The following is a 21,687-nucleotide window of genomic DNA, read 5'->3' as shown; positions in this document are numbered from 1 at the left end:
GTCACCCTCCGGAAAAGGAGTGGCCGCCGAACCCGCCACGGCCCTTGACGTTCGTTTTGGCGTTGAGCTGCTTTACGTCACTCGTCAGCGCGCCGCCTGGACCGCCCACGAATGAGCCGCCGCTCTGTTCGCCGGCGCTCACATCCGGCGTGACGAGGTCACCGTTGCGTTTTCGATAGGCCGACATCGCGCCCGCGGAACCCGCCTTGCTGTTTTGCTGACGGCGGCGATAGTCGCTATAGTCTGCAAAGTGTTCGATGTTCCGAGGCATCACAAATCCGACCGGTGAGGGTGCGAAGGCGCTCGTGCCGGTCGCGTTATTGGAATTGAGATTTTGTCTCAGCTCAGAACAGTTTCCCACGCCGTATTCCATTTCACATGCGACCATGTTGCGAAATCGCGGCGCGGTAGCAAGGTGATGCTGGCTGGCGTCTTCGGATGCCGCCTGGCAAACCTTGGGGTAGACCCCTGAGGCAAGGCACTTGTCAACGGAGGTGTAAAGGACCTCTTCTTCCGATGAAAATGCGAAAAAAAGGCCTATTGCGGCAATCGTACCGAGGGCAAGACGCGGATGTTCTGTCACGTCCAAGTACATGTCTGTTCCTCAATACGCCATGCAGGCGGCGTTCAAAGTCCCGATGACCACGGCGATGCCGCCGCTCCAGAGGCCGGCCGCGACATTGCCCTCGGTGATTTTAAGGTGCAGGTCGGTCATGGTGAGCTTGGCGATATAGAATGCGAAGACCTGAACCAGCAGGCCGATCACCGCCCAGATCACGTAGTCGGGGATGCTGACGGAGTTGGCCGCCGCCGAGGCCAGCGGCAGGCTGAAGCCGCTCAAAGCCCCTAAAAAAGCGACTACGGCGGCGATGTTGCCGGCCTTGATCAACTCCCTTTCGCGGTGGGGAGTAAGGCGGGTGTAGATAGTGGAAAAAGCTGCCAGGCAGACCAGGCCAATCAAAAAATAACTCAAGAAGGCAGGCAAGCCCGCCACATAATTCGGCATCATTATCTCGCAATGAAAAACACAACTTCAAAAATCAAAATCAATCGAAAGTTTAAAAAGTCAAGCCGCCGAAGCATTGTTGTTTGCTGACAATAGCGGTTCTGGCTGAGATGCAAGATGTGCATTGCTTCGGCCTCAAATCGAATCCGCTGCAACTGGTCTGTCGCGCAATCATAGAGATGGCCGTGAGCCAACCAGGCTGCCGTTGCCGCGGCGGCGTCAGGGCGCCTTATGCGATTTAAATGGAGTGTATCTGACCGAGATCGGCAAGCATCTGTTTCTCAAGCGGAAAATAGGCATATCGGCCCAAGCTTTAATTGTCTTTGCGGGCATATGAGCTCGCAAAGTAAACCATTCGTTAAACTTAACGGCTTATGAATTTCCGATGCGAAGTCGGCATCGTGCCGGCTTCTCCCATTGACGCCCATAGTGTCCCATGGTATCCCAAATGCACACCACATTGGGTCGTGTTTTTGACCCGCAATCGCTGAAACGAGTGAGGAGCCTGCGAGGGGCTGCTACAGGGCATGTCGCCCTGGCGCTTGGCGATGTGTCGTGCGTACCGGTGTCGTCTGCGAAGTGGATGGTTTGCTTTGCGGAATGCGGTTTTGGCGAGTTGAGTAATGGACCGCTTTTTATCGAACGTGACGAACAGGATCGACGCCAAGGGGCGCGTTTCGGTTCCGTCTCCGTTTCGTTCGGTGCTGGCCAGGCGCGGCATTCAGGAGCTTTATTGCCTTCAGGATTTCGCCTTTCCGGCAATCAGCGTCGGCGGTCCGGATTTGCTGGAGCGCTACGAGCGGCAGATAGCGTCCATGGATGCCTTCTCGCCGGAGGCGAACGCAATGTCGCTGCTGGTTCATGGCGGCGGCGTTTTCATGAAGCTCGACCAGGAAGGTCGGTTGATGGTGACGGATTTCGTGCGGGAATTTACCGGCATATCCACCGACGTCACCTTCGTTGGACGGGCGGATCATTTTCAGCTTTGGCAACCGAATGCGTTTTTGGCGGCGCAGGCGGAAGCAAGAGCGGGGCGCGGTTTTTCGGCTGCTCGCCCCGCATAGGACGGGGACACGGGATGGCGGCGAATTCTGGCGGACGATCTTCTGATGCCGGTGGCGGACCTCAACGCCACATCCCGGTTCTTCTTCGCGAAGTGATCGCCGCGCTTGAGCCCGCATCCGGAAAGATCATTCTTGACGGCACCTTCGGGGCCGGCGGCTATACCCAGGCCATTCTTGACCAGGGCGCGAGCGTGATCGCGCTTGACCGCGATCCGACAGCGATTGCCGGCGGTCAGGCCATGGTGGCCGCCAATGGCGGCAGGCTTTCGCTTATTCAATCGCAATTTTCCGATCTGGCCAAACACGCGCCGCAAGGTGGCCTTGACGGTGTTGTTCTCGATATTGGCGTCTCCTCCATGCAGATCGACGAGGCCGAACGCGGTTTTTCCTTCCAGAAGAACGGCCCTCTCGACATGCGTATGTCGAGTTCGGGCGTTTCGGCGGCGGATGTCGTCAATCGCGCCAAGGTCGGCGATCTCATCCGCATCTTCGGCTTTCTCGGTGAGGAAAAACAGCCGGGCCGCATCGCCCGCGCCATCGAGAAGAAAAGGGCGGAAGAGCCTTTCCGCACCACGCGCGATCTGGCCGGTCTGATCGAGATCGTCACGCCGCGCAAGGCGAAGGACAAGATCCATCCCGCAACCCGCGTGTTTCAGGCCCTTCGCGTTTTCGTCAATGACGAACTGGGTGAGTTGGCGCAGGCGCTGTTCGCCGCCGAGCAGGCCTTGAAGCCCGGCGGCCGGCTTGTCGTCGTCACGTTCCATTCGCTCGAAGACCGTATCGTCAAGAAATTTTTCGCGGATCGGTCGGGTAAAGCCGCCGGTTCCCGGCACCTGCCGATGGTGGAAGACAGGCCCGCCATTTTCGACACTATCGGCAAGCCGATGATCGCTGCCAGTGACGAGGAGGCGGAGCTCAATCCGCGTGCCCGTTCAGCCAAGCTGCGCGCCGGTCTGCGGACCTCAGCGCCGGCGCGTGCTGCGGATTTTTCGATTTTCGAGCTTCCTGATCTCGCCAGCCTTGAAAAGATGGGAGGCTGATATGCTGCGTACATTCGATATCGTCTTGGTGGGGGTCATGGTCGCTGCGGCTGTCGTGACCTATTCGATCAAGCACAAGGCCGATCTGAAGCTGGAAGAGGTCCGCAAGCTCGAGGCCGAAATCAAGCTCGAGAAGGACACGATCGATCTTCTCAGGGCCGACTGGGCGCTGCTGACGCAGCCCAACCGCCTCCATCGTCTCGTCAATGCCTATCAGAATGAGCTCGGCCTTTCGCCGACGATGCCCACGCAGCTGGCGCAGCCGCGCGAACTTCCGATGCTGCGATCGCAATTGCCGCAGCCGCCCGAACCTGAAGGCATGAGCGTGGAAGATGTCATCGCCGCGGCCGTCAACGGTTCGAAGCCGGGCGCCACGCTTGGTGGAGCATCCAAGCCGAAATCGCCGCCGGCGGGCCAGATCGCCGCCAATGGTGCGCCGATACCGACACCCAGGGCACGTGTTTCCCGTCCCCCGGCGGCTCCAGCCGTCTCCGCCGTCGCGGGCGATGAAGCCGACGATATGGATGACACGATAACAGGATCGGTGAACCGCTAATGTCTTTTCTCTCCCGTGTCATGGTTTTGAAGAGCAAGGCTCACTTTTCCGCCAGCACCACCGGCGTCTATACGGACCATGCCGCCTTTGAAGGCGCCCGCAAGAAAAGGGCGGCCCAGGCGAAGAGCCGGGTCGGCCTCATCATCTTCGGTTTCGTCGCCTTTTATGGTGTCGTCGGCGGGCGTCTCGTACAATATGGCATGGCGGAACAGGAAACGGTCTCGAGCATCGCGCCCGCAGACCGGCTGATGGCGTCGCGTCCCGACCTTCTCGACCGTAACGGTGAGGTTCTGGCCACCGATATCCGCACCGTCTCGCTGTTTGCCGAACCGCATCGCATCGTCGATATCGATGAAGCCATCGAGAAGCTGCGCACCGTCCTGCCGGACCTCGACCAGCGCGGGACCTATCAGAAGCTTACGTCCAATTCGCGCTTCCAGTGGCTGCGCCGTCAGCTGACGCCGAAGCAGCAGAGCCAGATTCTGGCGCTCGGCATTCCCGGCGTCGGTTTCCGCCCGGAAAAGCGCCGCTTTTATCCCGGCGGGCCGACGGCCGCCCATATTGTCGGTCACGTCAACATCGACAATCGCGGCGTTGCCGGCATGGAGCGTTATGTCGACAATCAGGGGCTTGCCGACCTGACGGCGCTCGGCATGACCAGCGACCAGCCGCTGGAGCCGATAAAGCTGTCGATCGATCTGCGTGTACAGTCCATCGTGCGCGAAGTCGTGACTTCGGCGATCGCCAAATTCCAGGCGATTGGCGCCGGCGCCGTGGTGATGGATGTGCATACCGGCGAAATTCTCGCCATGGCCTCGGTTCCGGATTACGATCCGAACAATCCGGCCGAGGGCGCGAAAGAGGGGTGGCTCAACCGTATGTCAAACGGCACTTTCGAAATGGGCTCCACCTTCAAGTCCTTCACAATCGCCATGGGCTTGGATTCGGGCCGCGTGCGTCTGGGCGACAGTTTCGATGCCCGTTATCCGATCCGGATCGGCGGGTTCACCATCAAGGATTTCCACGGCAAGAACCGCGTTTTGTCGGTGCCGGAAATCTTCCAGTATTCGTCCAACATCGGTACGGCCAAGATCGCCGATACGGTGGGCACCGAAGGTCATAAAGAGTTTCTGACGAAGCTCGGGCTTCTGACCCGCATGCAGACGGAACTGCCGGAAGTGGCAATGCCCTCGCAGCCGCGCGAATGGAAGAAGATCAACTCGATTACCATTTCCTTCGGTCATGGTGTTTCGACGACGCCGCTGCAGACGGCGGTTGCCGGTGCGGCGCTTGTCAATGGCGGCAAGCTGATCGAGCCGACCTTCCTGCCACGCACCCGCGAGCAGGCGGATCTGGTGGCCAAGCAGGTTCTGAAGCCCACCACAAGCAAGGATATGCGCTTCCTGTTTGAATGGAACGGGGTCAATGGCTCCGGCCGTAATGCGCGTGTCGATGGTTTCAACGTCGGCGGCAAGACCGGCACGGCGGACAAGGTCGTCAACGGCCGTTATGTGCGTGACAAGAACTTCAACGCCTTCCTGTCGGCATTCCCGATCGACGACCCGCAATATGTGGTGTTGACCTTCATCGATGAACCGAAGACGGACAAGGGCAATGGCGCGGCACTTGCCGGCACGTCCGCCGCGCCGATGGTGCACGATATCATCACCCGCACGGCGGCGGTGCTGGGCGTGAAGCCGAAGTTCGGCAAGGATGGCTCGGCCTTGCTCGTGTCTTATTGATTGTTAGAGCTTATGATGTTCCGGCGATTCGCGCCGGGGGGACAAGACGGACACAGTCGATGAATTTGCGAGATATATCCGGAAACGCGTTTCCGGAATTGAATGAATTGCTCCTGTCTGAGATCGGGGCGATCGAAATCGGGGGGATAACCGCAGACAGCCGCAGGGCGCAGCCCGGCAGCCTGTTCGTGGCGGTTGCTGGCACCAAGGCGGATGGCGCGGCCTATGTGAAGGATGCGGTTGCCAAGGGCGCGGTCGCCGTCGTTTCCGGGCATCCTGTGGATGCCGACGTGCCGGTGCTATCGGTGACGGATCCACGTCTTTATCTCTCCCTTGCCGCTTCCCGGTTTTACGGAAAACAGCCCGAGATCATGGTTGCCGTCACCGGCACGGCGGGAAAGACCTCCGTTGCGTCCTTCGTACGGCAAATCTGGGCTTTCGCGGGCCATGCCGCAGCACAGATCGGCACGACAGGTGTGATTGCACCCGGCCGCGAGGATTACGGCGCGCTCACCACACCCGATCCGGTAACACTACATGCGCTTCTGGCCGAGCTTGCGGCCGAAGGCGTGACCCATGCGGCCATGGAGGCTTCGAGCCACGGCCTCGATCAGCGCCGTCTCGACGGCGTGAAGCTTGCAGCGGCCGGTTTCACCAATCTCGGCCGCGACCACATGGATTATCATCCGACCGTCGAGGACTACATGGCCGCGAAAATGCGGCTGTTCGACACGCTGATGGAAAAGGGCGCGCCCGCCATTATCTTTGCGGACGATCCGTGGTCGGAGAAAGCAATCCGCGCGGCGCGCGAAGCGGGTCTCGATGTCCGCACAGTTGGTCGCAAGGGCGATTATCTGGCCCTGAAGCGTGTTGAGCACTTCCGTCACAAGCAGATGATCGAAGTGCACCATGACGGCGAGATTTATGAAGTCGACATCCCCTTGGCGGGTGATTTTCAGGTTGCGAACGCTCTCGTCGCCGCCGGTCTTGCCATGTCCACCGGCGTTCCCGCGGCGACCGCGCTGAAGGCGCTCGAGAAGCTGATCGGCGCTGCCGGTCGTCTGGAACTCGTGGGACAGACGAAGAACGGCGCGCTTGCCTATGTGGATTATGCGCACAAGCCGGATGCGCTGGAAAACGTGCTGACCTCGGTCCGGCCCTTCACCTCGGGCCGCATCATTACCGTCTTCGGCTGCGGCGGCGACCGCGACAAGGGCAAACGCCCGATCATGGGCGAAGTGGCGACGAGGCTTTCAGACATCGTCATCGTCACCGACGACAATCCGCGTTCGGAAGATGCCGCAACGATCCGTTCCGAGGTCATGGCGGCGGCGCCGGGTGCAGTGGAAATCGGCGACAGGTCGCAGGCGATCCACCATGCGGTGTCGCTGCTTTCCAACGGCGATACGCTGATCGTCGCGGGCAAGGGGCATGAAGAGGGGCAGATCGTCGGTTCCGTGACGCTGCCGTTTTCCGATCATGAACAGGTGCGCGCTGCGCTGGCAGGGCTGGAAGGATTGAAGATTTGAGCTGGTTATGGACAGTCGCCGACATGATCGCCATCACGGCAGGACGCCCCGTTGGCAACCTGCCGACCGGAATCACCGGCATTTCCATCGACAGCCGGACCGTCAAGGCGGGCGAAGCCTTTTTCGCCATCAAGGGTGATCGGGTCGACGGCCATGATTACACCAGTTTCGCCGTTGCCAATGGGGCCGGTCTCCTGGTCGTTGCTGAAGCCAAGCTGCCGGCTCTCGGCCGGCTCACCGTGCCCATGATCGTGGTCGAGGACGTGCTTGCCGCACTCGGCAAACTTGCCATTGCGGCGCGCGAGAGAACTTCGGCACGCATCATCGCGGTGACTGGCTCCGTCGGCAAGACGACCACCAAGGAAATGCTGCGGCAGGCTCTGGAGCCGTCGGGCCGGGTTCATGCGGCGGTCGCATCCTTTAACAATCACTGGGGTGTACCACTGACGCTGGCGCGTATGCCGGCGGATACCGAGTTCGGCGTTTTTGAAATCGGCATGAACCACTCCGGCGAAATTCGCCCGCTGGTCAAGATGGTGCGTCCGCATGTGGCGATCATCACGACCATCGCTCCCGCCCATCTCGGCAATTTCAAGAATATTGAAGAGATCGCCGCGGCCAAGGCGGAAATATTCGAAGGGCTTGAGGAGGGCGGCTCCGTCATCCTCAACCGCGACAATGCCCAGTTCGAGCAGCTTGAAGAGGCCGCACAGGAACAGGGTATAGAGCACATCCTGACCTTCGGGCAGCACGCCAAGGCCGATTTCCGGCTCGCCGACTTTGAAAGCACGCCTGCGGGTTCGACCATCTGGGCGATCCTGAACGGCGAGACCAGCGAATTGCATCTCAATGTTCCCGGACGTCACATCGCCGACAACGCCATGGCCGTGCTCGGTGCCGTCGCCGTGACCGGCGCCAATCTCGACCGCGCTTTTGAAGCGCTCGGAACGCTTGAGGCGGTGAAAGGGCGCGGTCAGCGCCACCGTCTGACGATTGAAAGCGGTTCGTTCCTGCTGATCGATGAAAGCTATAACGCCAACCCCGCTTCCATGCGCGCGGCGATTGCCGTGCTGGCGGAAACGGAAACGCAGGGCCACGGCCGGCGCGTTGCCGTTCTTGGCGACATGCTTGAGATGGGCGAATTTTCCGCGCAGCTGCATGAAGAGCTGGCCGGGCCGTTGCTTGCGGCCGGCATCGAGCATGTCTGGCTGGCGGGGGAGGCGATGGCGGCGCTGCGCGATGCGTTGCCGGACAGTGTCACCGTCATCTGGTTCCCGACGACGGCGGAACTCACCGATTTCGCCCTGCAATGGGTGCAACCGGGAGACGCGCTGATGGTAAAATCGTCACTTGGCCTCGGTTTCGGCAAGATTGTCGCCGCCCTGCTTGACAAGTATCCGGCATTCCCCGAGACGGAACGCCAAGTCTGAAATAGCCTTTTGAAAGGGCAATTATGCTGATCTGGCTCGTCGAACTGTCGGATAAAGTTCAAGTCTTCAACCTCTTCCGCTACATCACCTTCCGGGCGGGTGCGGCGATGTTCACCTCTGCGTTGATCGTCTTCCTGTTTGGACCGGCGATCATCAACTCGTTGCGCGTGCGCCAGGGCAAGGGCCAGCCGATCCGCGCCGACGGGCCGCAGACCCATTTCAAGAAGGCCGGCACGCCGACCATGGGCGGCCTCATGATCCTTGCCGGCATTCTCGGCGGCTCGCTGCTGTGGGGTGACCTGTCGAACGTCTATGTCGTTGCCGTGCTGATGGTGACACTCGGTTTCGGAGCCATCGGCTTTTACGACGATTACCTGAAGGTGACGAAGCAGAGCGACAAGGGCTTTTCCGGCAAGGCGCGTCTTGGCATCGAATTCCTGATCGCGGCGATTGCCGTGTTCTTCATGATGAAGATGGCGCTCGCTTCCGCCCCGCATGGCGGCACGCTCGGCAGCTCCATCGCGTTTCCGTTCTTCAAGGAATTCGTGATCAATCTCGGTTATTTCTTCGTGCTGTTCGGTGCTTTCGTCATCGTCGGCGCGGGCAATGCCGTGAACCTGACGGATGGTCTCGATGGTCTCGCCATCGTGCCTGTGATGATCGCGGCTGCTACCTTCGGCGTGATCGCTTATCTTGCCGGTAACGCGGTTTTCGCTAATTACCTGCAGATCAACTTCGTGCCCGGCACGGGTGAACTCGCCGTCATTGTCGGCGCGGTCATCGGCGCGGGCCTCGGCTTCCTGTGGTTCAACGCGCCGCCCGCCGCCATCTTCATGGGCGATACGGGTTCGCTGGCGCTCGGCGGCCTGATCGGCTCGATCGCTGTCGCCACCAAGCACGAGATCGTCATGGTCATCGTCGGCGGTCTCTTCGTCATGGAAACGCTGTCGGTCATCATCCAGGTCTTCTGGTTCAAGCGCACCGGCAGGCGTGTGTTCCTGATGGCGCCGATCCACCACCATTTCGAGAAAAAGGGCTGGACGGAAAGCCAGGTGGTGATCCGTTTCTGGATCATCTCCGTTGGCCTCGCGCTGCTCGGCCTCGCCACCCTGAAGCTGAGGTGAGCGATGATCCCGGTCACGTCGTTCAGAGGTAAGAAGGTCGCGCTTTTCGGGCTTGGCGGTTCGGGTCTCGTCACCGCCCGCGCGCTGGTCGCGGGTGGGGCGGATGTCGTTGCTTTCGACGACAATCCCGACAGTGTCGCGAAGGCCGAGGCCGAAGGCATCAAGACGGCGGATCTTCGGACGATTGACTGGCCGAGCTTCTCTTCCTTCGTTCTGGCGCCCGGCGTGCCGCTGACGCATCCGAAACCGCATTGGTCGGTGGATCTTGCGAAGGCAGCGGGTGTCGAGATCATCGGCGATATCGAGCTTTTCATCCGTGAGCGCCGCGCTCATGCGCCGGATTGCCCTTTCATCGCCATTACCGGCACCAACGGCAAATCCACGACGACGGCGCTGATCGCGCATATTCTCAAGGCATCCGGCCGCGATACGCAGCTGGGCGGCAATATCGGAACGGCGGTGCTGAGCCTCGATCCGCCGAAGGCGCAACGTTTCTACGTGGTCGAGTGCTCGTCCTACCAGATCGATCTCGCGCCAACGATCAATCCGACCGCCGGAATTCTTCTTAACCTGACGCCCGATCATCTCGACCGGCATGGCACGATGCAGCACTATGCCGACGTCAAGGAGCGGCTGGTGGCAGGCAGCGGCACGGCAATTGTCGGTGTCGATGACAGTCATTCGACACTGATCGCCGACCGTATCGAGCGTGCCGGGGTAAAGGTCGAGCGCATTTCCAAACGCAATGTCGTTTCCGAAGGTCTTTATGCCGAAGGCAGCCGCATCCTGCGGGCGCATGGTGGCACTTCCGGGCTGCTGGTTGATCTCGACGGCATCCAGACCCTTCGCGGCAGCCACAATGCGCAGAATGCGGCGGCGGCAATTGCCGCCTGCCTTGCGGTCGGCGTTTCCGAAGAGGAAGTTCGCGCAGGCCTGAAATCCTTCCCCGGCCTAAAGCATCGCATGCAGCCTGTCGGACGCCGTGGCAACGTCACCTTCGTCAACGACAGCAAGGCTACCAATGCCGATGCTGCTGCACCGGCGCTTTCAAGCTTCGACCGCATCTACTGGATCGCCGGCGGCCTGCCGAAAGCGGGCGGCATCACCAGCCTCTCGCCGCTCTTCCCCCGCATCGCCAAGGCCTATCTGATCGGCGAAGCGGCAGCCGAATTTGCCGCGACGCTGGGCGAGGCAGTACCTTATGAAATATCCGGCACGCTGGACAAAGCCATCCAGCATGCGGCCGCGGATGCGGAAAATGATGCGACGGCCGGCAATATCGTGATGTTATCCCCGGCTTGCGCAAGCTTCGATCAATATAAGAACTTTGAGATCAGAGGTGATTCGTTCGTCGCGCAGGTTGCGGCGCTCGATGGCATGACGATGCTGGTTGACTCTGGAAAAGGGGGCTGAAGGCCATGGTAAGCCGAGTTGATCGCGGTCCGGTCGCGGAATGGTTCTGGACCATCGACCGTTTCTTTCTGGCGGCGTTCATCGCATTGATGGGCATCGGACTGATGCTGTCCTTTGCGGCGTCACCGGCGGTTGCCGAGCGTATCGGTCTCAACAGCTTCTTCTTCGTCGAGCGTCAGGCGATGTTCATGGTGCCGTCGCTGGCGATCATGGTCGGCCTGTCCTTCCTGTCGCCGCGTCAGGTGCGGCGCGTGGCGGTCATCATGCTGATTGCTTCGCTGCTGATGATGATCTTCGCGCTATTCTTCGGCATCGAGGTCAAGGGTGCGCGGCGCTGGATTTCCATCGGCACCTTTTCCATCCAGCCATCGGAATTCATGAAGCCGGCCTTCGTGATCGTCTGCGCCTGGCTTTTCGCCGAGCGGGCGCGTCATCCGGAAATTCCGGGCAACCTCTTCGCCATCATCACCTTCGGCATCGTAGCGGCGCTCCTGATCGCCCAGCCGGACTTCGGCCAGACGATCCTGACGTCGGTGGTCTGGGGCGGCATGTTCTTCATGGCCGGCGTACCGTGGTTCTGGATCATCATGCTTGGCGGTCTTGGCGTCGGCGGCATCATCTCCGCCTATCTGCTGCTGCCGCACGTTGCCGGTCGTATCGACCGTTTCTGGACGGGCGAAGGCGATACGTTCCAGGTGGATACGGCGCGTGAGGCGATTATTCGCGGCGACTGGTTCGGTCGGGGACCGGGCGAGGGTATCGTCAAGCGGATCATTCCCGACAGCCATACCGACTTCATCTTCTCGGTGGCGGCGGAAGAATTCGGCATCGTTTTCTGCATGTTCCTGGTGGCGATCTTCGCCTTCATCGTGCTGCGCGGCCTCTCGCACGCCTTCAAGGAAAAGGACGACTTCTGCCGCTTTGCCGTGGCCGGCCTCGTTTTGCAGATCGGCATGCAGTCGATGATCAATATCGGCGTCAATCTGGAACTGATGCCCGCCAAGGGCATGACGCTGCCGCTGATTTCCTATGGCGGTTCGTCGATGATGGCGATCTGCGTGACCGCCGGCTTCCTTCTGGCGCTGACACGCCACAGACCCGAAAAGCGGGCGCAGGAGCGGAGTTTCTTCCGCGTCGGTTCCGGCGTTCCCGCGGAGTAAAGTATCATGAGCAAGGGTATTGTTCTTCTTGCCGCCGGGGGAACCGGCGGCCATGTCTTTCCAGCCGAGGCCTTGGCGCATACGCTGAAGGAACGCGGTTATCAGGTGCATCTCGTCACCGACAGCCGCGCCGAGCGTTATGCCGGCAAGTTTCCGGCGGATGAAATTCATGTGGTGCCGTCTGCCACCATCGGTTCGAAGAACCCGATTTCCGTGGCGCGTTCGCTGTGGAAACTGTGGACGGGGCTGCGTTCAGCGCGCCGGCTGGTCACGAAGCTGAAGCCGGTCGCGGTTGTCGGCTTCGGCGGTTATCCCACCGTGCCGCCGCTTCTGGCATCGACCGGGCTTGGCGTGCCCTCGATCATTCACGAGCAGAATGCGGTGATGGGCCGCGCCAACAAGGCGCTGGCCGGCCGGGTGAAGGCAATCGCCGGCGGTTTCCTGCCGCCCGCCAACGGCCAGTATTCCGACAAGACCGTGGCCACTGGCAACCCCGTTCGCCCGGCGGTGCTGGCGGCGTCGGAGATACCCTATACGCCCTCGCAGACGGATGAACCGTTCCAGCTCGTCGTTTTCGGCGGCAGCCAGGGCGCGCAATTCTTCTCCAGCGCCGTGCCGGCAGCGATCTGCCTGTTGAAGAACGAGCAGCGCAAACGCATCGTCGTCACCCAGCAGGCCCGCCCCGAAGACAAGGACAGCGTGATCGCCTCCTATCAGAAGCTCGGCGTGAAAGCGGATGTTTCGCCCTTCTTCGGCGATATGGCCTCACGTATTGGCGAGGCCAATCTGGTCATCAGCCGTTCGGGTGCTTCGACGGTGTCGGAACTGTCGGTCATCGGCCGTCCGTCGATCCTCGTGCCCTATCCTCATGCGCTGGATCACGATCAGGCCGCCAATGCGGCAGCGCTTTCAGCGGCGGGTGGGGCAAGCGTCATCAAGCAGGCGGAACTATCGCCGCAGAAGCTTTCAAGCCTTTTGTCGTCGGCGCTTTCCGAGCCTGACCGTTTGAGCGCGACGGCGGCGGCGGCAAAGGCGACCGGCAAACCGCATGCGGCGGATGTGCTGGCCGATCTGGTCGAGGCTATTGCTTCCGGCCAGTCCGTACAGGAATTCAAGAAGAAGAATGAAGGAGTTGGGGCATGAAGATGCCGAAAGCCATAGGCCTTGTCCATTTCATCGGCATAGGCGGGATCGGCATGAGCGGCATTGCCGAAGTGCTTCACAATCTCGGCCATCGCGTTCAGGGGTCGGATCAGGCCGATAGCGCCAATGTGCAGCGCCTGCGCGATAAGGGTATCGAGGTTTTTGTCGGCCATACGGCGGATAATATCGGTGATGCCGAGGTCGTGGTGGTTTCCACCGCCATCAAGAAAAGCAATCCGGAACTCATCGCCGCGCGGGAAAAACACCTGCCGATCGTTCGCCGTGCCGAAATGCTGGCCGAGCTGATGCGTTTCCGCAATGCCATCGCCATCGGCGGCACCCACGGCAAGACCACGACCACCTCCATGGTCGCGACGCTGCTGGAAGCCGGCAATCTCGACCCGACCGTCATCAATGGCGGCATCATCAATGCCTACGGCACCAACGCCCGCATGGGCGAGGGCGAGTGGATGGTGGTGGAGGCCGACGAATCCGACGGCACGTTCCTGAAGCTGCCGGCCGATGTGGCTGTCATCACCAATATCGATCCCGAGCATCTGGATCACTACGGCAATTTCGATGCCGTGCGCGCCGCGTTCCGCCAGTTTGTCGAGAATGTTCCTTTCTACGGTTTTGGCGTCATGTGCCTCGACCATCCGGAAGTGCAGGCACTGGTCGGCCGGATCGAGGACCGCAAGGTCATCACCTATGGCGAGAACCCGCAGGCCGACGTGCGTTTTTCGAATGTGCGCATTGACGGCACGCGGTCGATCTTCGACGTGGAAATCCGTCGCCGCCGCACCGGCAAGATATTCTCCTTCAAGGACCTTGTCCTGCCGATGCCCGGCCGCCACAATGTGTCGAATGCGACGGCCGCGATTGCGGTCGCCAATCGTCTCGGCATTTCGGAAGCCGACATCAAGAAGGGGCTTGCCTCCTTTGCCGGCGTCAAGCGCCGCTTCACGCTGACGGGCGAAGCCAACGGCGTACAGGTCTTCGATGATTACGGTCACCATCCGGTCGAGATCAAGGCCGTGCTGGCGGCGGCGCGCGAAGCCTGCAAGGGCCGCATCATCGCCGTGCACCAGCCGCACCGCTACAGCCGGCTTTCCAGCCTGTTTGACGATTTCGCGCATTGTTTTAACGATGCCGACACGATTATCCTTGCTCCGGTCTATGCTGCGGGCGAAGATCCGATCGAAGGCGCAAGCTCGGAAGCGCTGGTTTCGGCCATCAAGGCCGCCGGCCACCGCGACGCCCGTTTTCTCGAAAAACGGGAAGATCTTGCCTCAGTGGTTGCAGGCATTGCGAATCCGGGTGATTTCGTGGTTCTCTTGGGGGCTGGGAATATCACGCAATGGGCAGCAGCGCTGCCTTCGGAATTGAAGAGCATATCAGGAAAGTCCGAATGAGACAGGTCGATGGGGTTAAATTGCTGGGGAGGCTCGGCGACGGGGTAAATGAATTGCGGGGACGTCTGACACCGGATGCGCCCATGGACCGCGTGACGTGGTTCAGAGCCGGCGGTCTTGCGGAGGTGATGTTCCAGCCGCACGATGCCGACGATCTGATTACCTTCCTGAAAATTCTGCCGGAAGACGTGCCGTTGACCGTGGTCGGCGTCGGTTCGAACCTTCTCGTGCGCGATGGCGGCATTCCTGGCGTTGTCGTCCGTCTTTCGGCCAAGGGCTTCGGCCAGGTGGAGCTTGCCGGTGAAAACCGCATCAAGGCGGGCGCGATCTGCCCGGACAAGCATATTGCGGCCATGGCCATGGATAATGGTATCGGTGGTTTCCATTTCTTTTACGGTATTCCCGGCTCCATCGGCGGTGCGCTGCGCATGAATGCCGGCGCCAACGGCGGCGAGACGCGTGATCGTGTCGTGGAAGTCTATGCAGTCGACCGTCAGGGCAACCAGCATGTGCTTTCCAATGCCGATATGGGTTACAGCTATCGCCACTCCGGCGCGGATGCGGGCCTGATCTTCACGGGTGCGCTGTTTGAGGGCTATCCGGAAGACAAGGCGAAAATCCGGGCCGATATGGATGCTGTGCGTCATCACCGGGAAACCGTGCAGCCTATCCGCGAGCAGACGGGCGGTTCCACCTTCAAGAACCCCGAAGGTCATTCCGCCTGGGAGTTGATCGATGAGGCGGGTGGTCGCGGTCTGGTCATTGGCGGGGCGCAGATGTCGTCACTGCATTGCAACTTCATGATCAATACCGGCCATGCGACCGGTTATGACCTGGAATATCTGGGTGAGACCATCCGCAAGCGGGTGTTCGAGAAGTCGGGCATCCGGCTGGAATGGGAAATCAAGCGGCTGGGGCTTTTCATGCCGGGCCGTGAGGTGGAACCGTTTCTAGGGAGCTGATGCTTCTTTTTCGGCCGGGTGTTCATGGTAACGCCCGGTCAATACTTATGTTTTATTATCGGGCGACAAGAATAGCTGGGTTCATTATCCAGCTTTTTGGTATTTTAGGCTGTTTTAACTCACGCGACATCCAAACCCGTTGGGGGTTAAGTTGGGTCTCTGGCATAAACTGATCCAAAGCATAAGTTTTTCGGTTACGACGCCTGAAGGCCGCCAGCGGCTGGAACCGCTCGATTTTGCGCTGCGTGTGGCGATCCTGGTCACTATTATTGCCGTCGTGATCGATACGGCGGGGCTCTTCATTCTGTCGCTGTTAGGGCTGGTGACCGACCTTGCGAATGGGCTGATGCTCGGCACGACCCTGTCGGCAACGATCGCGTTTACCCTGGCTCTGATCATCGGCTGGATCAATGCGCGCGAAGTGAAGCTGCTTGCCCAGTCGCATGAGCGGTTTCTGCATCTCAGCCACACTGACGCCCTGACCGGCCTCAACAACAGGCTGGGGCTTTACGCCAACTGTGCTCGTCTCGATACGCAATATTGCGTCGCCTTTGTCGATATCGATCACTTCAAATCGGTGAATGACAGATACGGCCATCTGGCTGGCGATATGGTTATTTCCAGTGTCGCCGCCATGATCCGCGATTGTTTCGATGAAACCGCCTATATCGCGCGCATGGGTGGGGAAGAATTCGTCGTCGTGCAGGAGCTTGCTCCGCAGCATTTTCTGGAACTCTGCGAAAAGGCGCGTGCGAGGATCGCGGCGACACCGGTGGATTTCCAGGACATGCGGATCAGTACCGCCGTCTCGATGGGAGTGGCTTTCCGGGCGAATTGGGAGATTTTCGAGAGAGTCATGCACAATGCCGATATGGCGCTTTACGACGCGAAACGATCCGGGCGCAATCGCATCTGTTTTGCCGGCCAGAAGGTCAGCCGCCAGACCGTCGCATAGGATTTGATATGGCAGAATGAAAAAAGCCGCGAAACCCGGTTTCGCGGCTTTTCCTATTGGGCTGCGCTTGGCTCAGACTTCGTCCTTGCGGGACAGAAGAATGCAGGCCAGCGTGATGAGCGCCGATACGCAGAGATAATAACCGACATATCCCATGCCGTAATTCACCTGCAGCCATGTGGCGATGTAAGGCGCCAGCGATGCGCCGAAGATGCCGGCCATGTTGAAGGTGATGGACGAGCCGGTGTAACGCACGCGGGTCGGGAAGGGCGCGGCCAGCGCCGTTCCGATCAGGCCGTAGGTCATGCCCATCAGCATCATGGCCAGAGCCGCGAAAACGAAGATCGAACCTTCGCCGCCGGTCATCAGGCTTGGCAGCAGGAAGGAGAACAGGCCGATCAGCACCGTCGTCAGGATCAGGATTTCACGACGGCCGAATTTCTCGGCAAGCTTGCCGGCGATCGGAATGAAGATACCGAAGACGATGGAGCCGAGGATCTGCACTTCCAGCGCGTCGAGGAACGGGATTTTCAGGACCTTGACGTTGTAGGAGAGCAGATAAGCGGTGCCGATATAGAAAAGCACGAAGGTGGCCAGCGCCACGAAGGTGCCGAGCACGAGGCTGCGCTTGTGATTGCGGAAAAGTTCCGCGACCGGCACGGCCACACGCTCTTCCTTTTCGATCGCTTTCTGGAAATCGGGTGTTTCGGTGATCGACAGGCGCACCCACATGCCGACAGCGATCAGGATGATCGAAGCGACGAAGGGAATGCGCCAGCCCCAGCTCAAAAGTGATTCCTGCGACATGAAGTGCAGCAGGATCCAGAAGACGCCGGAGGAAAGGAACAGGCCGACGGGCGCGCCGAGCTGCGGGAACATGCCGTACCAGCTGCGCTTGCCGGGAGGGGCATTTTCCGTGGCGAGCAGAACGGCACCACCCCATTCGCCGCCAAGGCCGAAGCCCTGACCGAAACGGCAAAGTGCGAGGAACAGCGGCGCCAGAACGCCTGCCGTCTCATAGGTCGGCAGAAGGCCGATCACGACAGTCGATACGCCCATCGTCAGAAGGGCCGCGACAAGCGTGGTCTTGCGGCCGACACGGTCACCATAGTGACCGAAAACGACGGCGCCGAGAGGGCGGGCGAAAAAGGCGATGGAGAAGGTGGCGAAGGACGCCAGAAGCGCCGTCATCGGATCGTTGTTCGGGAAGAACAATGCCGGGAACACGAGCACTGCGGCCGTGGCGTAAACGTAAAAATCGAAAAACTCGATGGTCGTGCCGACCAGGCTGGCAGTGAGAACTCGTGCAGGCGAATTTGTCTTTACAACGTTCGAATTGCCAGCTGTCGACGATACCTGAGATACCGCGTCAGTCATGGTTTGGGTTCCATTTCAGATGATTGGAATGTCATGCCTTGGGAGGCAAGGACTGCGTTAACGCAATTTTTGTTCCTATGGAATGCTAAAAAAGAAATAATGCAAATAATGTGATCTTTGAATGCGACGGGCCTGGTGTCGGGCATTCGGCATGCGCTCGGCTGATGAGAGACTGATTCAGGTCGCGGATTTAAAACGCTGAAACGCCAGATAATTTTCGCTGGGGAAAAGCGCCTCTCGTTAACGTTTCAGACTTGTCTTCTGCGGAGCAAGGTGGAGGCCGCGCGGCGATTTTATTTCCGATCATTGAAAAGCTGCATGTTGCAATCCGTGCAACTCTCTGATTCCAAGGAGGGAATCCGGATCGATGCTGATTCTTTAACGGAACTCGGCATGTTGGGCGCGGCGGTTAACGAAAGTAAACGATTCATTAACCTTAATGGCGTTTAACTGATCTCAAGGATCATGTGCCAGAATCACCGTTCGTCAAATTCGGCGGTTCGGGCGTGGTTCGTAACGGAGAGTTGGTGTCAGAGGTATCGATGAGCGGCAAGCATGTAGCTGTTCTTATGGGTGGGTTTTCGTCGGAGCGGCCGGTCAGCCTGTCGTCGGGGAACGCTTGCGCGCTCGCCCTGGAGGGTGAGGGGTACAAGGTTACCCGCGTCGATGTGGGCCGCGATGTCGCCGCCGTACTCGACGAATTGCGCCCGGACGTTGCCTTCAATGCGCTGCATGGCCCTTTCGGCGAAGATGGCACTATTCAGGGCATTCTCGAATATCTTGCCATTCCCTATACCCATTCCGGCGTGCTCGCTTCGGCGCTCGCCATGGACAAGGCGCAGGCCAAGAAAGTGGCCGCGGCTGCCGGTGTTCCGGTTGCCGTCGAGCGCGTCATGAACCGCTTCGATTTCACCAGCGAGCATCCGCTTTCGCCTCCCTATGTGGTGAAGCCGGTGCGCGAAGGCTCGAGCTTCGGTGTTGTCATCGTCAAGGAAGACCAGTCGCATCCGCCGCAAATCCTCACCTCGTCCGAATGGCGTTATGGCGATCAGGTGATGGTGGAGCGCTACATTCATGGTCGCGAGCTGACCTGCGGCGTGCTTGATGGCGAGGCGCTGGGTGTCACGGAGGTGGTGCCGCTCGGTCACAATTTCTATGATTATGACGCAAAATACGCTGCCGGTGGCTCAAAGCATGTCATTCCGGCGGAAATTTCACCGAAAATTTACCAAAAAATTCAAACACTGGCGGTTATGGCACATCAGGCGATCGGGTGCCGTGGCGTAAGCCGTTCAGACTTTCGTTACGACGACCGCTTCTCAGAAGATGGCGAAGTTATCTGGCTTGAAGTGAATACGCAGCCGGGCATGACGCCGACCTCCCTGGTGCCGGAAATGGCGGCCCACGCTGGCCGCTCCTTTGGTAACCTTGTCAGCTGGATGGTGGAGGACGCTTCGTGTTTGCGGTGATCGGCAAAAAGTCGACGGCAAAAAAGCGCGAGCAATATGCGGCGGCGGCCAATGCCGACGATCGCAGGGTGCTACCGCGTCCGATGCGTCGCGTCGTGCGCTTCTGCGTCAGCCTTGCGACCGGGCGCATCCACATTCCCGCCCATACCGGTACGATTTCGGCCGTCGCCTTTTACGCGGTGACCGGGCTTTACGGCATGTCGCTCGGCGGCCATACGACTATCGTCACCCAGACCACGACATCGGCAGCCGGCTTCGCAGTCGAGGACGTCAAGGTTTCCGGCAATTTGCAGACCTCGGAAATCGAAGTCTTCCAGCTTCTCGGCCTCGATGGCAGCACCTCGCTGATCGCGCTCGATATCGATGCGGCGCGCCGCAAGCTGGTGCAGCTTCCCTGGGTGGAAGATGTCGATATCCGCAAGGTGTACCCCAAGACCGTGGAAGTCCGGCTGAAGGAGCGTGAGGCCTTCGGTATCTGGCAGCATGGCTCGGAACTGTCGCTGATTGAAAAAAGCGGCAGCGTGATTGCGCCGCTGCGCGACAATAAATTTGCGGCCCTGCCGCTCTTCGTCGGACGTGACGCTGAAACGGGGGCTGCCGGCTTCGTCGAGCAGCTGGCCGACTGGCCGGAAATCCGCAACCGTGTCCGCGCCTATGTGCGCATTGCCGGTCGTCGCTGGGATCTGCATCTCGATAACGGCATCGTCGTCAAGCTGCCGGAAGAAAACCTGCCGCAGGCGCTGCAACTGCTGGCGCGGCTCGACCTCGAGGAAAAGGTTCTGTCTCGTGATGTCGCCGCCGTCGATCTGCGGCTTGCGGACCGCACCACGATCCAATTGACCGAAGGTGCGACGGCACGTCGCCAGACCGCCGTGGACGCACGCACGAAGGCACTCAAGAAAGCGGAGAAGAACACATGAGCTTTTTTGGTTCTTCCCATTTCGGCCTGCCGCGTCTGAAGCCCCTTTCCTCCAAGCGCAGCCATATCGTCTCTGTGCTGGACATCGGCTCGACCAAGGTCGTGTGCATGATCGGCCGTCTGACGCCACGCCAGGAAAGCGAAATTCTGCCGGGCCGCACCCACAAGGTTGAAATCATCGGCATTGGCCACCAGCGCTCGCGTGGCGTGAAATCCGGCGTGATCGCCGATCTCGACGCGCTGGAAGGCGTGATCCGTCTTTCGGTCGATGCGGCCGAGCGCATGGCGGGGCTTACCGTCGACAGCCTGATCGTCAATGTTTCGGCCGGACGGCTGGCGAGCGATATCTATACCGCGAGCATCGATCTCGGCGGCCAGGAAGTGGAAGCAAGCGACCTGCGCAAGGTTCTGGTGGCGGCAAGCCAGCAGTCCATGCGTCAGGACCGGGCGATCCTGCACTCGCTGCCGACGGGTTATTCGCTGGATGGTGAGCGCGGCATTCGTGATCCGCTCTCCATGTATGGCGACCTCCTTGGCGTCGACATGCATGTGGTGACGGTCGAGCGCACGGCGCTTAAGAACCTCGAGCTTTGCGTCAACCGCGCGCATCTTTCGGTCGAAGGCATGGTGGCGACGCCCTATGCCAGCGGTCTTGCGGCGCTGGTCGACGATGAAGTCGAACTTGGTTGCGCGGCCATCGACATGGGCGGCGGCACCACGACGATCTCGGTTTTCGCCGAAGGCCGGCTCATTCACACCGACGCGATCGGCCTTGGCGGCCATCACGTTACGACAGATCTTGCACGTGGCCTCTCGACACGAATCGAAGATGCGGAGAGACTGAAGGTGGTGCATGGTTCGGCTTTGCTGAATGGCGCGGATGAGCGCGACATGATTTCGATCCCGCCGATTGGCGAAGATGATCGCGATCAACCATCGCAAGTTTCAAGAGCACTTGTAACCCGCATCGTGCGGGCGCGTATCGAAGAGACGCTGGAATTGATCCGTGATCGTATCCAGAAGTCCGGCTTCAGCCCCATCGTCGGCAAACGTGTCGTCCTGACCGGCGGCGCAAGCCAGCTGACGGGGCTGCCGGAAACGGCACGGCGCATTCTCGCCCGCAACGTTCGCATCGGCCGCCCCATGGGTGTGGCTGGTCTTCCGGTGGCGGCGAAGGGACCGGCATTTTCAACCGCCTGCGGACTGATGATCTATCCGCAGGTGGCGGACATCGAAATTCATGCGGCGCAAGGCGGAATGTTCTCGCCGTTTGGTACGGGTAGCGGCCGGATAGCCCGGGTGGGGCAATGGCTGAAAGAGAGTTTTTGAGTGGCCTCGTGGCGTAAGCCGGAGGTTTCAGAGTTGAGTTTTCAAGAATCGGCCAGC

The 21,687-nt window shown here is 60.0% G+C and carries 19 protein-coding genes; 16 read left to right on the top strand and 3 right to left on the bottom strand.

Going from position 1 to position 21,687, the window contains the following annotated elements; all coding sequences use genetic code 11:
- Position 1: 1 nt before the first annotated feature.
- Positions 2 to 595 carry a DUF1190 domain-containing protein gene (locus tag FY152_08755; protein ID UXS32175.1) on the bottom strand — a complete coding sequence of 198 codons (594 nt, stop codon included), beginning with the start codon at positions 593 to 595 and terminating at the stop codon, positions 2 to 4.
- Positions 596 to 604: 9 nt separating this feature from the next.
- Entirely contained in the window at positions 605 to 1,006 is a 402-nt protein-coding gene (locus tag FY152_08750; GenBank protein ID UXS32174.1) for a DUF350 domain-containing protein, read from the bottom strand.
- 623 nt (positions 1,007 to 1,629) lie between these two features.
- Here FY152_08750 and mraZ point away from each other — a divergent pair.
- The 13 genes from mraZ (at position 1,630) to FY152_08685 (ending at position 16,536) form a co-directional block, all read left to right on the top strand.
- Positions 1,630 to 2,070 carry a division/cell wall cluster transcriptional repressor MraZ gene (gene mraZ / locus FY152_08745; GenBank protein ID UXS32173.1) on the top strand — a complete coding sequence of 147 codons (441 nt, stop codon included), beginning with the start codon at positions 1,630 to 1,632 and terminating at the stop codon, positions 2,068 to 2,070.
- 14 nt (positions 2,071 to 2,084) lie between these two features.
- The gene (rsmH, locus tag FY152_08740; protein ID UXS32172.1) at positions 2,085 to 3,110 is read left to right on the top strand and encodes a 16S rRNA (cytosine(1402)-N(4))-methyltransferase RsmH; all 1,026 of its coding nucleotides are present in this window, start codon (positions 2,085 to 2,087) and stop codon (positions 3,108 to 3,110) included.
- Between the two features lies 1 nt (position 3,111).
- On the top strand, positions 3,112 to 3,666 hold the full coding sequence (locus FY152_08735) for a hypothetical protein (protein UXS32171.1): 555 nt from the start codon (positions 3,112 to 3,114) through the stop codon (positions 3,664 to 3,666).
- Complete coding sequence (locus FY152_08730) at positions 3,666 to 5,408, top strand: penicillin-binding protein 2 (GenBank protein ID UXS32170.1); 1,743 nt, start codon at positions 3,666 to 3,668, stop codon at positions 5,406 to 5,408. The genes FY152_08735 and FY152_08730 overlap by 1 nt, the downstream gene beginning before the upstream one ends.
- A gap of 59 nt (positions 5,409 to 5,467) precedes the next feature.
- Entirely contained in the window at positions 5,468 to 6,937 is a 1,470-nt protein-coding gene (locus tag FY152_08725; GenBank protein UXS32169.1) for a UDP-N-acetylmuramoyl-L-alanyl-D-glutamate--2,6-diaminopimelate ligase, read from the top strand.
- A complete protein-coding gene (locus tag FY152_08720; protein UXS32168.1) occupies positions 6,934 to 8,367 on the top strand; it encodes a UDP-N-acetylmuramoylalanyl-D-glutamyl-2,6-diaminopimelate--D-alanyl-D-alanine ligase in 1,434 nt (477 codons plus the stop codon). Before FY152_08725 ends, FY152_08720 begins: the two co-directional genes overlap by 4 nt.
- Before the next feature lie 23 nt (positions 8,368 to 8,390).
- Positions 8,391 to 9,491: a phospho-N-acetylmuramoyl-pentapeptide-transferase gene (locus FY152_08715; protein UXS32167.1), complete on the top strand. Its 1,101-nt coding sequence runs from the start codon at positions 8,391 to 8,393 to the stop codon at positions 9,489 to 9,491.
- Positions 9,492 to 9,494: 3 nt separating this feature from the next.
- The gene (locus FY152_08710; protein ID UXS32166.1) at positions 9,495 to 10,904 is read left to right on the top strand and encodes a UDP-N-acetylmuramoyl-L-alanine--D-glutamate ligase; all 1,410 of its coding nucleotides are present in this window, start codon (positions 9,495 to 9,497) and stop codon (positions 10,902 to 10,904) included.
- A gap of 5 nt (positions 10,905 to 10,909) precedes the next feature.
- Complete coding sequence (ftsW, locus tag FY152_08705) at positions 10,910 to 12,064, top strand: putative lipid II flippase FtsW (protein UXS32165.1); 1,155 nt, start codon at positions 10,910 to 10,912, stop codon at positions 12,062 to 12,064.
- A gap of 6 nt (positions 12,065 to 12,070) precedes the next feature.
- Positions 12,071 to 13,207: an undecaprenyldiphospho-muramoylpentapeptide beta-N-acetylglucosaminyltransferase gene (gene murG / locus FY152_08700; GenBank protein ID UXS32164.1), complete on the top strand. Its 1,137-nt coding sequence runs from the start codon at positions 12,071 to 12,073 to the stop codon at positions 13,205 to 13,207.
- Positions 13,204 to 14,619 carry a UDP-N-acetylmuramate--L-alanine ligase gene (locus FY152_08695; GenBank protein UXS32163.1) on the top strand — a complete coding sequence of 472 codons (1,416 nt, stop codon included), beginning with the start codon at positions 13,204 to 13,206 and terminating at the stop codon, positions 14,617 to 14,619. The genes murG and FY152_08695 overlap by 4 nt, the downstream gene beginning before the upstream one ends.
- A complete protein-coding gene (murB, locus tag FY152_08690) occupies positions 14,616 to 15,581 on the top strand; it encodes a UDP-N-acetylmuramate dehydrogenase (protein ID UXS32162.1) in 966 nt (321 codons plus the stop codon). The genes FY152_08695 and murB overlap by 4 nt, the downstream gene beginning before the upstream one ends.
- Before the next feature lie 151 nt (positions 15,582 to 15,732).
- On the top strand, positions 15,733 to 16,536 hold the full coding sequence (locus FY152_08685) for a GGDEF domain-containing protein (GenBank protein UXS32161.1): 804 nt from the start codon (positions 15,733 to 15,735) through the stop codon (positions 16,534 to 16,536).
- A 72-nt stretch (positions 16,537 to 16,608) separates the two neighbouring features.
- Here FY152_08685 and FY152_08680 read toward each other — a convergent pair whose 3' ends face one another.
- Positions 16,609 to 17,913: an MHS family MFS transporter gene (locus FY152_08680; protein UXS32160.1), complete on the bottom strand. Its 1,305-nt coding sequence runs from the start codon at positions 17,911 to 17,913 to the stop codon at positions 16,609 to 16,611.
- 542 nt (positions 17,914 to 18,455) lie between these two features.
- Between FY152_08680 and FY152_08675 the strand changes: the two genes are divergently transcribed.
- Genes FY152_08675 through ftsA form a run of 3 tightly spaced genes read left to right on the top strand, consistent with a single transcriptional unit; the run spans position 18,456 to position 21,630 of the window.
- Positions 18,456 to 19,382: a D-alanine--D-alanine ligase gene (locus FY152_08675; GenBank protein ID UXS32159.1), complete on the top strand. Its 927-nt coding sequence runs from the start codon at positions 18,456 to 18,458 to the stop codon at positions 19,380 to 19,382.
- The gene (locus tag FY152_08670) at positions 19,370 to 20,302 is read left to right on the top strand and encodes a cell division protein FtsQ/DivIB (GenBank protein UXS32158.1); all 933 of its coding nucleotides are present in this window, start codon (positions 19,370 to 19,372) and stop codon (positions 20,300 to 20,302) included. The genes FY152_08675 and FY152_08670 overlap by 13 nt, the downstream gene beginning before the upstream one ends.
- The gene (ftsA, locus tag FY152_08665; protein UXS32157.1) at positions 20,299 to 21,630 is read left to right on the top strand and encodes a cell division protein FtsA; all 1,332 of its coding nucleotides are present in this window, start codon (positions 20,299 to 20,301) and stop codon (positions 21,628 to 21,630) included. The genes FY152_08670 and ftsA overlap by 4 nt, the downstream gene beginning before the upstream one ends.
- Positions 21,631 to 21,687: the final 57 nt, after the last annotated feature.

Source organism: Agrobacterium tumefaciens, from assembly GCA_025560025.1.
Classification (GTDB): domain Bacteria; phylum Pseudomonadota; class Alphaproteobacteria; order Rhizobiales; family Rhizobiaceae; genus Agrobacterium.
The sequence above is the reverse complement of the archived record's forward strand: the minus strand, read 5'-3'. Positions and strand labels throughout refer to the sequence as shown.